Genomic DNA, 13,028 nt, shown 5'->3' on the forward strand with positions numbered 1-13,028 from the left:
CCCGCAACCGTGGATGGAGTGGTGAGCATGCACCCCCGTGCCGGCCAGAAGGCCCTTCCCGAGGATCTCGTCGACGTCGATGCGCTCCTGGACGCGTACTACGACCTCCATCCGGATCCCGCCGATCCTGCTCAGGCGGTCAGCTTCGGCACCTCCGGTCATCGCGGCTCCTCCCTCGACACCGCGTTCAACGAGGACCACATCGCCGCCACCACCCAGGCGATCGTCGAGTACCGCGCCGGGCAGGGCATCCGCGGTCCGCTGTTCATCGGCCGGGACACCCACGCGCTCTCGCGACCCGCCTTCGACACGGCGCTGGAGGTGCTGGCCGGCAACGACGTCGTCGCCCAGGTCGACACGATGGACGGGTACACCCCCACCCCCGCCGTCTCCCACGCGATCCTCGGCCACAACCGCGACCGCTCCGCGAGCGACCCGGGCCAGGCCGACGGGATCGTCGTCACCCCCAGCCACAACCCGCCGCGCGACGGCGGATTCAAGTACAACCCGCCGCACGGCGGCCCCGCCGACTCCGAGGCCACCGGCTGGATCGCGGACCGCGCCAACGAGCTGCTGGCGGACCGGCTGCGCGGAGTACGGCGCCACGGGCGCCAGAAGGCCCTGCAGGATGCGGGCCGCTACGACTACCTCCACACCTACGTCCAGGACCTTTCCAGCGTGGTGGATCTTGACGCCATCCGCCGGGCCGGGGTGCGCATCGGTGCGGATCCCCTCGGCGGCGCGGCGGTGGACTACTGGGCCGAGATCGGCGAGTTGCACGACCTGGACCTCACCGTGGTAAACCCCGAGGTCGACCCGCAGTGGTCCTTCATGACGCTGGACCGGGACGGGAAGATCCGCATGGACTGCTCGAGCCCGTGGGCGATGGCATCCCTGCTCGAGAAGCGCTCCGAGTTCGACATCGCCACCGGCAACGACGCCGACTCCGATCGGCACGGCATCGTCACCCCCGACGCCGGCCTGATGAACCCCAACCACTACCTGGCGACCGCGATCAACTACCTCTACGCCCACCGCCCGAACTGGCCGGCCGGGGCGAAGGTCGGCAAGACCCTCGTCTCCTCCGGCCTGATCGACCGCGTCACCGCGTCCCTCGGCCGCGAGCTGTTCGAGGTGCCCGTCGGTTTCAAGTGGTTCGTTCCCGGACTGATCGACTCCTCCGTCGGCTTCGGCGGGGAGGAGAGCGCGGGCGCCTCGTTCCTGCGCCGCGACGGGTCGGTATGGACGACCGACAAGGACGGCATCATCCTCGCCCTGCTGGCCTCGGAGATCCTCGCGGTCACCGGCCGCTCCCCCAGTGCGCTGCACGCCGAGCTGGTCGAGGAGTTCGGCGCCAGCGCCTACGCGCGGGTCGATGCCCCGGCCGACCGGGAGCAGAAGGCGAAGCTGAAGGCGCTCAGCGCCGACCAGGTCACCGCGACCGAGCTGGCCGGCGAGCGCATCGTCTCCGCGATCACCGAGGCCCCGTCGGGCGGAGCCATCGGCGGGCTGAAGGTCTCCACCGAGTCCGCGTGGTTCGCCGCGCGCCCGTCCGGCACCGAGGACATCTACAAGATCTATGCCGAGTCCTTCCGCGGCGAGGAGCATCTCGCGCAGGTCCAGGACGCGGCGAAGGCGCTCGTGGACGACGCGCTCGCCGAGTGACGTCTCGCCCTGTGAGGCCGTGTCCTGGGAACATGCGCGGTCCGTCCCAGCATTTCCGCAGGTGGCCAGTCAAGGATACGTAAAGCCACGGTCAATATTGCGCCTATCACCCTAGGGTGGCGCCATCCACAAGCCCTTGCGCGCCCCGCCCCTCGGCTTGGAGGATGATCCGGGAAGGTAAAAGTTCGGTAGGGTAATATGCTCGGCCGGACCCACCGAAGATGACGTCGAACGCGCCCACGGGGCAGCGACCAGGAGAGGGGGGACCGCGCTGATGCGACTGCGAACACGCCTTTGTGCATGTTCCGCTGCCCTCGCCATCGCGCTCCCCACCGCGACGCTCCCGGCCATGGCGGACGACGGCGATTCTGCCGAGAACCCTCTGCGAACGGTCGACATCGACGATCCGACCACCCCTGGCTCGGAGACTGCCGATCCCGGTGACACCGAGCTCACGCCACCCGACACCGCCCCGGACGACGCTGACCCGGTGCCGGACGAATCCGGTGACCAGCCACCTGGTGATTCCGGGGACCAGACGCCCGGCGAGAAGGATCCCGTTCCGGACGGGGACTCGGGTCTCGTCGATGGCCTGTGCGAAGCCGCCGACGAGCTCGTGGACTGCGATGGTGATGGCAGCTCCGAGGACGCAGGCGACGGAAGCTCCGCCGACCAGGGCGACGCAACGGACGGCGACGGCACTGCCGACGGCGACGACTCGAACACTGACGGCGGCGACTCGAACACTGACGGCACGGACGGTACCGACGGAGACGACTCGAACACCGACGGCACCGACGGCACCGACGGGAACACAGACCCCGCAACCGGTGACGGCACCACCGATGATGGCGCCATCGATGACGCCGACGCGACAGGCACCGACGGCGACAACTCAACCGGCGACGCCGACGCGACAGGCACCGACGGCGACAACTCGACGGGCGACGCCGGCGCGACGGACGAGACCGACCCGCCCGCGGATGGTTCGGAGCCCATACGGACGAGCACCCCGGCGCAGACCGAGCCTCCCTCTCCGGCGCCGACCGAGGAACCGACCTCCGAAGAGCCCTCTCCTGGCGACCCGTCGTCCGAGGAGCCAACCTCCGAGGAACCGAGCACCGACGACCCGACTCCCGAGGAATCCTCGAGCGCGACTCCCTCGACCGAGCCCACGGACGAGACGCCATCGGAACGGCCCGGCACGTCTGAAGAGGACCCCGCCCCGTCCGAGAGCGAGGGCGAGGACACTCCGTCTACTGAAGAGCAGACCACCGAGGAATCGGAGGAGCCCTCCGAGGAGCCGGCTCAGCGCGCCCGCCCGGAGGACGAGGAACCTGTTGAGCCGGCTCCGGCCGTGCCCAGCGAGGAGCCATCCAGCTCCGACACCCAGGACACCAGGGAGACCACCGACACCACGGACACCGAATCCACCTCGTCGGGCACCACCGAGGTCGAAGACCCGTCGGAGGAACCGGAGACGTCCGAGGTGAATGGCGGCAACGGCGATCAGAGCCCTCCGCCACCACCCGAGCCGCAGCCGGCGTCGGCCGCGCAAGAGGGTGGGCCGGTCGTCCAGCTGCTCAACGCCATCTCCTCGAATGATGAGAACTCGGCGTTCGGCCGGATGCGGCAGGTGCTGATCATCGCACTCGGCATCGGTTTCCTGACCACGGCCGGCTTCGTCGGCGCCACGTGGCAGAGCCGGCGCGCGGCCTCCGTCAGCGGAACCAAGCGCGCGGGACGCTGAGACCCTGGGGCGAACGCCTCGCCGGGGCAGCCGTTCCCTGCGTACCCCGGACCCGACGGCTCAGCGCTGGGCGAGAACCTCCCGTACGTGCGCGATGATCTCGGGCACGCTGCGTTCCATCTCCACGATCGTGCGGTCGAAGGCCGCCTGGCCCTCGTACCACGGGTCCGGGACGGGAATATCCGTCTCGAGCAGCTCGGGAGCCACCGACGGATCGAAGCGCCGCCACAGCACGATCTCCGGCGCCGCCCTGTCCTCGGGCAGCTGGTCCGCCATGCGGCGCAGCGCCTGCGCCTGCTCGGCCGTCATCGGCAGCACGACATCCCAGGCCATCATCTCGGTGAGATGGATGGTGCGCGCGGTGTGCTCGAAGGGACGGGTGTACCCGGCATGTTCGAGCGCCAGCTCGGTGCGGTCGTCCATCGGCATCCCCTCCGCCTCCCAACTGGTGCCGGCGGAGCCCACCTCGACGCTGTCTTCGAGCCCCTCGGCCCGGATCGCCTCCCGCAGCATCACGGCAGCGGCCGGGGATCGGCAGACATTGCCGGTGCACACGGTCAGGACTCGGAGGGACGTCATGAGCGCCATTGTGTCAACGATCAGCGGCTGTGAGCGCCGATTCGCCATGGCCTCTACAATGCTTGAGGGAGTGCTTGCGGTGCCACGGGCCCGCGCCGGCGTATTCGCCAGGGCATGATCACCAGGGCACGATGGCCCGTGACGACGCAACGACGGCTCAGGAGGACAGCGATGGCCGACATCATCCGCGCCCAAGACGACGACTGGCCGCTGGTGCGCGAGATCCGGCTCCGGTCTCTCAGCACCGACCCGGCCGCCTTCGGCCAGAGCTGGGACACGGAGTCGACGTACGAGGACTCCGTGTGGGAGCAGCGCGTGCGCGATGCGGCCTGGTTCCTCGCCGTCGAGGACGGGCAGCCGGTCGCTGTCGTGGCCGCGCGCCACGAGGAGGACTCCCCCGACAACGAGCGCGAGCTGCAGGCGATGTGGGTGACCCCCAACTCCCGCAAATCCGGCATCGCCCAGAATCTCGCCGAAGCCGTCTTCGACTGGGCCCGCCAGGACGGGGCGGACACGGTCACGCTGTACGTCGGCCCCGGCAACGAGGTCGCCCAGTCGCTGTACGAGAGCCTCGGCTTCGTCGACACCGGTGATCGGTGGGAGGTCGTCGAGGACGATCCCGATGGTGCCTGGCTGAAGATGTCCCGCGCCCTCTGAGGCCCGGTGTCCCTCTCGCGGCGCGTGGTCTCCCGCGTTCCCTCCCCGCGCGCCGTGCTGCGCACCGTCGGGGCGAGATCGGACCGGGGCCGCCCCCACTGGGCCGCCCGGCTCGAGGACGCCAAGAACGTCACGGTCGGCAGCGCCCTGCGTCGGCTCGGCTGGGATCTGCGGCTGCAGCCCTTCCATGGGTACGGAACCTCCGGCCGGGTGAGGGTGCTGGCCAAGGTCCTCTACGCCTCCCCCGGCACCCCGGCGGACTTCCACGACCAGCCTGTCCATGACATGCGGACCATGGCGGTGCGCGGTTGGCGCAACTTCGCCGGCCAGGTGGCGCCGAACCGCACCGTCCACGTCCTGATCGGTGACCGTCAGTTCCGCGTGCGGGCGGACCGCACCGGCATCGTCGACGCGGAGTTCGACGTCGCGCTGGAGCCGGGCACCCACCGCGCAGTGCTGTGGACGGTCCCGGGCAACGAGGTCACCGCCGATATCACCGTGTTCTCCCCGGAGGCGCGCGTGGGTCTGGTCAGCGACATCGATGACACCGTGATGGTGACCTGGCTGCCGCGGCCGCTGCTGGCGTTCTGGAATGCCTTCGTCGTCCACCAGTCCACACGGCAGGTCGTGCCGGGCATGCCGATGCTGTACCAGCGCATCGCCCGGCGCCATCCCTCCCTGCCGGTCGTCTACCTCTCCACCGGCGCCTGGAACGTGTTCCCCGTGCTCAAACGATTCCTGTACAAGAACGGCTACCCCGACGGGCCGCTGCTGCTGACCGATTGGGGCCCGACGAACACCGGCCTGTTCCGCTCCGGCCGCGATCACAAGGTCCAGGCCCTCGAGCGACTTGCCGAGTCCTTCCCGCACATGCGGTGGATCCTCGTCGGCGACGACGGCCAGCACGATCCGTCGATCTACGCCTCCTTCTCCGCCCGCCGCCCCGAGCTGGTGGAGGCGATCGCGATCCGCCGCCTGACCGAGTCCGAGCAGCTGCTGGCCCACGGAAGCCTGCGGCCGCTGGAGCAGTATCGCCACGCGGGTGAGGCGCCGCTGACGGTCCAGGCACCCGACGGGCACGGCCTGCTGGCCGAGCTGGACCGCCATGGAGTGCTCTGATGAACGCTCAGCAATCTCGAACCCGCAACAGCGCCTGGCAGGGGCGGGCTGACGCGCCCCGAGCGCCGGGGCCGCAGGCAGGCACCGTTCCCGGTGCTGCCCTGGAGATCCGCGACGCCCGCACGGGCGATGTCCCGGCGATCGTGGACGTCGTCCAGGCGGCCTACCGAGGTGAGGGCGGTTGGACGACCGAGGCCCACCTCGTCCGCGGAGCGCGCGCAGACGAGGCCGAGGTGCGCACGATGCTGTCCGATCCCGCCGTGACCTTGCTGGTGGCCGAGGCCGACGGGCAGCTAGTGGGCTGCTGCTACACCCGCACGGAGAACGGATCAGCCACCGGCAGCGAACAGCTCTCACGTGCTGAACTGGGCTTGTTCGCTGTCCACCCCTCCGCGCAGGGTCAGGGCCTCGGCGGCAGGCTCCTCGAGGCGCAGGCGGCCCTGCTCGCGAACGCGGGCGTGGCGGTCCTGGTGATCCAGGTGCTTCAGGAGCGCCCGGAGCTGCACGCCTGGTACGAGCGGCACGGATTCGTCCGCACCGGCACCGCCGTCCCCTTCCCCGGGGATCCGGACGACCTGGCGGTGCAGGACCTCGAGATGGACGTCATGGAGCGCCCGCTGCCGAAGCGCTGAACGACCTCGGCAGTCGCGAACCCGCGGGATCTCGAGGCGACGGAGAGCTTCGGCGGCCGCCCGAGTGAGCGGCCGCCGAAGGCTCAGCCCGTGTTCTTCAGGCCGGCGGCCACACCATTGATGGTGGTCAGCAGCGCCCGCTGCAGGTCCGGGTCGAGCTCCTCGCCGCGCGCGGTGACGGCCCGGGCCCGCTGGAGCATCGCGACCTGCATGTAGGAGATCGGGTCGAGGTAGCGGTCACGCACGGCGAGCGTGCGCTTGAGGACCGGCTGGTTGTCCAGCAGGCCCAGCACCCCGGTCAGCCGCTCGATCTCGGCGACCGACAGCTCGTACTCCTCGCGGATCCGATCGAACAGGTGCCACAGCCGCTCCGGCACCAGCGAATGCACGTAGTGGGCGGCGATCTGCATGTCCGTCTTCGCCAGCGTCATCTCCACGTTGCTGATCACGGTGCGGAAGAAGTGCCAGTTGCGCAGCATGTCGTGCAGGTCCGGCTCCAGGCCGGCCTCGCGCGCCGCCTTCAGACCGGAGCCGGCGCCGAACCAGCCCGGCACGATCTGGCGTGACTGCGTCCAGCCGAACACCCACGGAATCGCCCGCAGTCCATCCAGTCCCTTGTCGGAGGTGGCGCGCTTGGACGGCCGGGACCCGATGTTGAGTTCGCCCAGCTGCTCGACCGGGGTGGAGGTCACGAAGTACTCGGGCAGGTCCGGATCATCCGCCAGAGTGCGATAGCGCGCATAGGCAGCGTCCGAGACGGTCTGCATGGTGTCGCCGAAGCGCTCCAGCTGTTCGGGAGTGGTGCGCGGCTCCGTGTGCAGCGCCGAGCCCTCCAGCACCGCGGCCAGTGACAGGTCCAGGTTCTCCCGGGCCAGCGTGGGCAGCGTGTACTTGTCGGAGATGACCTCGCCCTGCTCAGTGAACTTGATCTCGCCCTCGAGCACGCCGTACGGCTGGGCCAGGATCGCGTCGTACGTCGGGCCGCCGCCACGGCCGACGGAACCGCCGCGACCGTGGAACAGGCGCAGGGTGACCCCGTGCCGGGCCGAGACGTCGCGCAGGCGGCGCTGGGCCTGGTGGATCTCCCACTGGCTGGTCATCACGCCGGAGTCCTTGTTGGAGTCCGAGTAGCCGAGCATGACCTCCTGGCGGTCCCCCCGCAGGCGCACGATCTCGCGGTAGGAGGGATCGCTGAGCAGCTCGTCGAGGATCTCGCCGGCGGCGCGGAGCTCGCCCACCTCCTCCAGCAGCGGCACGAAGCCGATGTCGGCGCGGTTCTCGTCCCCGCCAGGGATGCTGATCAGACCGGCCTCGCGGGCCAGCAGTGCGACGGCCAGGATGTCGTCGGCCCCGTGGGTCATCGAGACGATGTAGGTCTCGATCACGGAGGTCCCGTACAGCCGGTGGGCACCGCGGATCTCGCGGAACACGTTGTAGGTGGTGCGCGTGGCGTCGTCGAGGATCGTCTCGTCCTCGGTGATCGCCGATCCCACCAGCGGTCGCCGGCTGGCGAGCTCCGCGGCGAGCACCGTGGTGCGCTCGGCACGGCTGAGCTCCGCGTAGGGGCGGTCCAGCTCGCCGACGCGGTCGAACAGCCGGGCGAGGACCTCGTGGTGCTTCTCGGAGTGCTCGCGCACGTCCAGCGCCGCCAGGTTCAGGCCCGAGCCGGCCAGCACGTGCTGGGTGATGGCCAGGGCGCCGTCGGAGGCGCGCACCCCACGGTGGCGGTGCAGGGCCTCGCGCAGGACGCGGAAGTCGGCCTGGAGATCCTCGCTGTCGCCGTAGTCCTTGCCGGGCACGTGCGGCGCCCCGGAGCGGATCCGCTCGCGGGTCGCGCGCAGCTTGGCCCGCATGGTGCCGAGCTTGAGCCGGTAGGGCTCCTCGTCGTACATCTCCTGCTGGATCTCGTCGACGTCGACATCGCCGCCGTGCGAGAGGTCCTCGGCCAGGCTCGCGCGCAGCTGCTCGTCCTCGCCCGTCAGGGCGCTGGAGACGGACAGATCGAGGATCAGATCGGAGATGGCCTCGATGGCGATGTCGATCGCGGTCTCCGCCTGCAGCGCGAGCACCTCGCGGGTGACCTCGGCGGTGACGTACGGATTGCCGTCGCGATCGCCGCCGATCCAGGAGCCGAAGCGCAGGGGCACCTGACCGTCACGCAGCTCGGCGCCGTGGGCGCGCAGCTCGTCGCGGAGGTCATCGAGCATCTCCGGCATCGTCTGGCGGTAGATCTGGCGCAGGTAGTACAGGGCGTTGCGGGCCTCGTCCTGCGGGGTGGGCCGCTGGCGGCGCAGCTCGTCCGTCTGCCACAGCGATTCGATCAGCTCGGCGAGATCCCGGTCCTGGCGCCGGCGCTCGGGAGTGTCCTCCTCGGTCTCCTCCTCGAGGAGGTCGGAGATGCGGCGCAGCTTGGTCAGCACGGCGCGGCGGGAGGCCTCGGTGGGGTGCGCGGTGAAGACCAGGCGCACATCGAGGGAGTCGACCGCCTGCTGGAGACCGTCGGCCCCCAGCTCGTCGTGGACGGCGCGGACCGTGCGCGGGACCCAGGAGTCCGCGGCGGGGCGCTCCTGCAGGGCGCGGACCCGGTAGACCTGCTCGGCCGCGTTGGCGAGCAGGAAGTACTGCGTGAAGGCGCGGGTCAGAGCCGTGGCCTGCTCCAGGGGCAGCTCCGCCAGGCGCTTCTGGACGTCGCGGGCGTCGGCCTCGACGTCGGAGGCCTTGGCATCCTTGGTCAGCTTGCGCACCTGCTCGACGAGGTCCAGCAGCTCCTGTCCATGCTGGTCGGCGAGAGTGCGCCCCAGCAGCGTGGACAGACGCCGCACGGTGGCGCGCAGGGGCGCATCGATATGCGGATCATCGCCGACGACGGGGAACTCGCTCGTCAACGTCGGGACGGCAATGGCGTCAGATTCGGGCACGGGGCCTCCTGAGGTCGGCGGCGCGTGGGAACGGCCGCCGGCAGTTGGGGCGACCGCCTCGGCGCGGAACGAACGGGCACAGACTACCGCGAGCGTCCCAGCAGCACGGCACGGGCCGATCGGCGGACGGTGCGGGTCAGAGCACGGCGCGCAGGAAGTCCTGCGTACGCTGGTTCTCCGGCTCGCTGAAGATCTTCTCCGGGTGACCCTCCTCGACGACGGATCCCTGGTCGAACATCATCACGCGGTTGGAGACGTCCTTGGCGAACTGCATCTCGTGGGTCACGATCAGCATCGAGATGTCGGTCTCGGCGGCGATGTCCTTGAGCACCGCGAGCACGTCGCCGACCAGCTCCGGGTCCAGCGCGGAGGTCACCTCGTCCAGCAGCAGGATCTCGGGATCCATGGCCAGCGCACGCGCGATCGCGACGCGCTGCTGCTGGCCACCGGAGAGCTGCGAGGGCCGGGCGTTCTTCTTGTCGGCCAGGCCGACCTTGTCCAGCAGCCCCTCCGCCTTCGAGGCGGCCTCGGCCTTCGACAGCCCCATCACGTGGATCGGGGCCTCCGTGATGTTCTCCAGCACCGTCATGTTGGGGAACAGGTTGAAGTGCTGGAAGACCATGCCGATGTGCTGGGTGATGCGGCGCCGCTGACGGTCGGGGATCCGCACGCGCTTGCCGCCGGACTCCTCGTACTGCAGAGGCTGCCCGCCCACGTGGATGTAGCCGCCGCTGAGCTCCTCAAGGGTCATCACCAGACGCAGGATCGTCGTCTTGCCGGACCCCGAGGGCCCGATCAGTGTGACGCGCTCGCCCTGCGAGACGGTGAAGTTCAGGTCGTCCAGCACGGTGTTGTCCCCGAACCGCTTGACCACGTCGCGGAACTCGATGTGCGGGGCGCCCGGAGCGGACCCCGCCGCCAGGGCGCCGTCGGGCACGCCCTGCTGGAGGCCGCCGCTGTGGGCGCCGGGGTGCTGGTTGTTCTCAGGCAAGTTTCTTCTCCAGTCGTCGGATCAGGAGCGAGGTCGGGTAGCTCGCGGCCAGGAAGATCAGGGCCGCCAGCGTCAGCGGCTCCGTGTACCGGAAGTTGTTGCCGCCGTACTGCTGCGCCTCGCGCACCATCTCCCCAATGAAGATGACGGTCAGGAACGGCGTCTCCTTGAACATGGAGATCGCGTAGTTGCCCAGGGCCGGCAGCGTGTTGCGGATCGCCTGCGGAATGATCACCGCTCGCCAGGTGCGGGCGCGCGGCAGCGACAGCGCGGTCGCCGCCTCCCACTGGCCCGTGGCCACCGAGTCGATCCCCGCGCGGTACACCTCGGCCATGTAGGTCATGTAGTGGATGCCCAGCACGCAGATGCCGATGGTCAGTGTGTCGAAGTACTGCGACAGCACCAGGTTCGCGAAGACCAGCTGCACCACCAGCGGCGTCATCCGGATGAACTCGACCACGGCGACCACCGGGGCGCGCCCGATCGCCGGCAGGCTGCGGCGCAGGATAGCGACCACCAGGCCCAGCACCGCGGCGATGAGCGTGCCCAGCACAGTGGCCAGCAGGGTGATCTTGAAGCCGTCCAGCAGCGCAGGCAGGGATGCCCACGCGTGTCCCCAGTCCCAGAAGGTCATGCTGCACCCCCTCCCGTCGCGCTGCGCGCATTGGACCTGAACAGCGACCCCAGCGAGTGGGTGAGGCTCGGCCCGCGGCCGATGCGGTGCTTGGCGTCGATCTCCAGGGCGTTCATGATCATCACCAGCACCCACGCGATGACGAAGTAGGCCAGCAGCGCGAAGCCGAAGGCGTACCAGGTGCCCGTCGTCTGGCGCAGCCGGTCGACCTGGTAGTAGAGGTCGTACAGGGTGATCGCGTAGACGATCGCGGTTCCCTTGAGGAGTTGGATCCAGAGGTTCGACAGCGAGGGGATCATCAGAGCCCACGCCTGCGGGATGATGACGCGGAACATGCCGCGCACCGGGCTCAGGCTGAGCGCGCTGATCGCCTCGTACTGCCCCTTGGGGACGGAGCCGACCGAGCCGCGGACCACCTCGGCACCATAGGCACCGTAGTTCAGGGCCAGGGCGAGCACGCCGCAGAACAGGGGCGTCAGCTCCCAGCCCAGCTGGGGCAGCACGAAGAACCACCAGAAGAGCTGGACCACGAGCGAGGTGCCGCGGAAGAACTCGATGAATACCCGCGCGATCCCGCGCACGACGGCGTACTTGACCGTCTGAGCCAGGCCGAAGGTCAGGGCGACCAGCAGGGCGCCGAGCGCCCCGAGCACCGTGAGCTGGACGGTGACCCAGATGCCGTCGAGGATCTGGGGCCAGCGGGAGATCATGAACTCGGTGTTGGCCCCGAAGTTCTCGAAGAAGTCGTTCATGGGTGCATCACTTCCGGCGCGCAGCATGGACGGGCCCGGGGGCGGTCATGAGGGGAACCGCGCCCGGACCCTGGCAGTCGCACCGGTCCCGCCGCGGGGCCTCGGGCGCCGCGGCTCACCGGAAGAAGCCTCACTGGAGGGCGGAGAGATCGCCGTCGCAGAGCATCTCGGTCGTCATCTCCTCGGGCGGCAGCTCACCCTCGGTGAACCCGTACTCGCCCACGATGGAGAGGTAGCGCTCCGGATCCGAGACGATCTCCGCCAGCTTCTCGTTGTAGGCCTCCAGAAGGGACGTGTCGTCCTTGCGGAACACGGTCGCACCAGCGCCGTACTGCTTCTCACCGTCGATGTCCGCAACGAAGCTGTCGGTGACCTCGACGTCGATGTTGGAGTTCTCGGCCAGCCAGTTCAGGGAGATGGCGGTCAGCGCGAAGGCGTCGGCGTTGCCGCTGTTGACGGCGTCCACGCCGTCCTGCGGGCCGCCCACCTCGAGACCGTTCAGGCCCAGGGACTCGACGTAGCCGGCCTCGACCGCGCCGGACATGGTGGCGACCGTGAGATCAGTGTCCACGAAGGACTGCATGTTCTCGAGCCCCTCGGGGTTGCCGTCCGGGACCATGAGTGCCGTCGTGTACTGGAACTCGGGGTCGCCGAAGGCGGCCTCGGCGCAGCGCTCGGGCAGGATCGACATGCCGGCGCTGATGATGTCGAAGCGGCCGGCGTTCAGGCCCGGGATCAGCGAGCTCCACTCGGTCTGGACACCCTCGACGGTGTCGATACCGAGCTCCCCGAAGATCTCGCGGTGCATGGCGACGGTGGCGCCCTGCAGCTCGCCGCCCTCCTCGAAGCTGTAGGGAGCCTCGCCGGCGAAGCCGACCGTGATCGTGCCGGCATCCTGCAGCTGCTTGAGCAGGTCGCCGCCGCTCTCGCTGCCGCCGCCGGAACCGCCGTCCCCGCTGCCTCCGGTGTCGGTGCGGCTGCAGGCGGCGAGGCCGCCGAGGGCCGCGGCCGACACGACGAGACCGCTCCCCTGGAAGAAAGTACGGCGATTGTGCATGAAGTGCTCCCTCTCACTGCGCCCACGGCGTCGCGAGCGCTCAGATTGTCGGACAACCTGCTGTTTGGATATCGGATCGCAGTCCACGCTAAGGGGTGAGGGAGGGACGTTCGCGGGTCAGGCCACGTATCGTGATGGTGTCGTGACCCGAGGGACGGGCCGCGTCCGCGCCGGATCGCGAGGTGCGGACCCGCTCAGCGGGGGCATCGCGCGAGCATCGCGGCAGTGCCCGGGGCGCGCTCCGACCAGGCCCGACGGGCGAATACGATGTCCA

General features: G+C 69.7%; 11 protein-coding genes. 5 read left to right on the forward strand and 6 right to left on the reverse strand.

Features of this window, described 5'->3' with window-relative positions; genetic code table 11:
* The first annotated feature begins 27 nt into the window (after positions 1-27).
* Both pgm and AC5020_RS05695 read left to right on the forward strand, forming a co-directional pair.
* Positions 28-1,665, forward strand: coding sequence for a phosphoglucomutase (alpha-D-glucose-1,6-bisphosphate-dependent) (gene pgm, locus AC5020_RS05690; protein WP_464987569.1), 1,638 nt, complete (start codon positions 28-30; stop codon positions 1,663-1,665).
* Between the two features lie 349 nt (positions 1,666-2,014).
* The gene (locus AC5020_RS05695; protein WP_464987539.1) at positions 2,015-3,415 is read left to right on the forward strand and encodes a hypothetical protein; all 1,401 of its coding nucleotides are present in this window, start codon (positions 2,015-2,017) and stop codon (positions 3,413-3,415) included.
* Between the two features lie 60 nt (positions 3,416-3,475).
* Here the strand turns inward: AC5020_RS05695 and AC5020_RS05700 are convergent, their stop codons facing one another.
* Positions 3,476-3,994 carry an arsenate reductase/protein-tyrosine-phosphatase family protein gene (locus AC5020_RS05700; protein ID WP_377793439.1) on the reverse strand — a complete coding sequence of 173 codons (519 nt, stop codon included), beginning with the start codon at positions 3,992-3,994 and terminating at the stop codon, positions 3,476-3,478.
* A gap of 171 nt (positions 3,995-4,165) precedes the next feature.
* Here AC5020_RS05700 and AC5020_RS05705 point away from each other — a divergent pair, with 171 nt between their 5' ends.
* From AC5020_RS05705 to AC5020_RS05715, 3 genes are read left to right on the forward strand one after another with little or no spacing between them, the layout of a single operon-like run.
* The gene (locus AC5020_RS05705; RefSeq protein WP_377016073.1) at positions 4,166-4,651 is read left to right on the forward strand and encodes a GNAT family N-acetyltransferase; all 486 of its coding nucleotides are present in this window, start codon (positions 4,166-4,168) and stop codon (positions 4,649-4,651) included.
* A gap of 6 nt (positions 4,652-4,657) precedes the next feature.
* The gene (locus tag AC5020_RS05710; RefSeq protein ID WP_377016071.1) at positions 4,658-5,770 is read left to right on the forward strand and encodes an App1 family protein phosphatidate phosphatase; all 1,113 of its coding nucleotides are present in this window, start codon (positions 4,658-4,660) and stop codon (positions 5,768-5,770) included.
* Positions 5,770-6,402, forward strand: coding sequence for a GNAT family N-acetyltransferase (locus AC5020_RS05715; protein WP_377793440.1), 633 nt, complete (start codon positions 5,770-5,772; stop codon positions 6,400-6,402). The genes AC5020_RS05710 and AC5020_RS05715 overlap by 1 nt, the downstream gene beginning before the upstream one ends.
* Before the next feature lie 83 nt (positions 6,403-6,485).
* Here AC5020_RS05715 and ppc read toward each other — a convergent pair whose 3' ends face one another.
* From ppc to AC5020_RS05740, 5 genes are all read right to left on the reverse strand, one after another.
* Positions 6,486-9,320: a phosphoenolpyruvate carboxylase gene (ppc, locus tag AC5020_RS05720; RefSeq protein ID WP_377016069.1), complete on the reverse strand. Its 2,835-nt coding sequence runs from the start codon at positions 9,318-9,320 to the stop codon at positions 6,486-6,488.
* A gap of 136 nt (positions 9,321-9,456) precedes the next feature.
* Entirely contained in the window at positions 9,457-10,194 is a 738-nt protein-coding gene (ehuA, locus tag AC5020_RS05725; protein ID WP_377793468.1) for an ectoine/hydroxyectoine ABC transporter ATP-binding protein EhuA, read from the reverse strand.
* Positions 10,195-10,303: 109 nt separating this feature from the next.
* Positions 10,304-10,945: an ectoine/hydroxyectoine ABC transporter permease subunit EhuD gene (ehuD, locus tag AC5020_RS05730; protein WP_464987541.1), complete on the reverse strand. Its 642-nt coding sequence runs from the start codon at positions 10,943-10,945 to the stop codon at positions 10,304-10,306.
* Positions 10,942-11,697 (reverse strand): ectoine/hydroxyectoine ABC transporter permease subunit EhuC, encoded by a 756-nt coding sequence (ehuC, locus tag AC5020_RS05735; protein WP_377793441.1) that lies wholly within the window; start codon positions 11,695-11,697, stop codon positions 10,942-10,944. The genes ehuD and ehuC overlap by 4 nt, the downstream gene beginning before the upstream one ends.
* A gap of 130 nt (positions 11,698-11,827) precedes the next feature.
* A complete protein-coding gene (locus AC5020_RS05740; protein WP_464987542.1) occupies positions 11,828-12,754 on the reverse strand; it encodes a transporter substrate-binding domain-containing protein in 927 nt (308 codons plus the stop codon).
* Positions 12,755-13,028 lie beyond the last annotated feature (274 nt).

The organism is Brachybacterium sp. SYSU DS0246 (assembly GCF_059391765.1).

What these genes read in the sequence shown, in the direction of transcription:
- pgm (WP_464987569.1), top strand. Translation starts at nt 28, where the DNA reads ATGCACCCCCGTGCCGGCCAGAAGGCCCTTCCCGAGGATCTCGTCGAC.
- AC5020_RS05695 (WP_464987539.1), top strand. Translation starts at nt 2,015, where the DNA reads ATGGCGGACGACGGCGATTCTGCCGAGAACCCTCTGCGAACGGTCGAC.
- AC5020_RS05700 (WP_377793439.1), bottom strand. Translation starts at nt 3,994, where the DNA reads ATGACGTCCCTCCGAGTCCTGACCGTGTGCACCGGCAATGTCTGCCGA.
- AC5020_RS05705 (WP_377016073.1), top strand. Translation starts at nt 4,166, where the DNA reads ATGGCCGACATCATCCGCGCCCAAGACGACGACTGGCCGCTGGTGCGC.
- AC5020_RS05715 (WP_377793440.1), top strand. Translation starts at nt 5,770, where the DNA reads ATGAACGCTCAGCAATCTCGAACCCGCAACAGCGCCTGGCAGGGGCGG.
- ehuD (WP_464987541.1), bottom strand. Translation starts at nt 10,945, where the DNA reads ATGACCTTCTGGGACTGGGGACACGCGTGGGCATCCCTGCCTGCGCTG.
- ehuC (WP_377793441.1), bottom strand. Translation starts at nt 11,697, where the DNA reads ATGAACGACTTCTTCGAGAACTTCGGGGCCAACACCGAGTTCATGATC.
- AC5020_RS05740 (WP_464987542.1), bottom strand. Translation starts at nt 12,754, where the DNA reads ATGCACAATCGCCGTACTTTCTTCCAGGGGAGCGGTCTCGTCGTGTCG.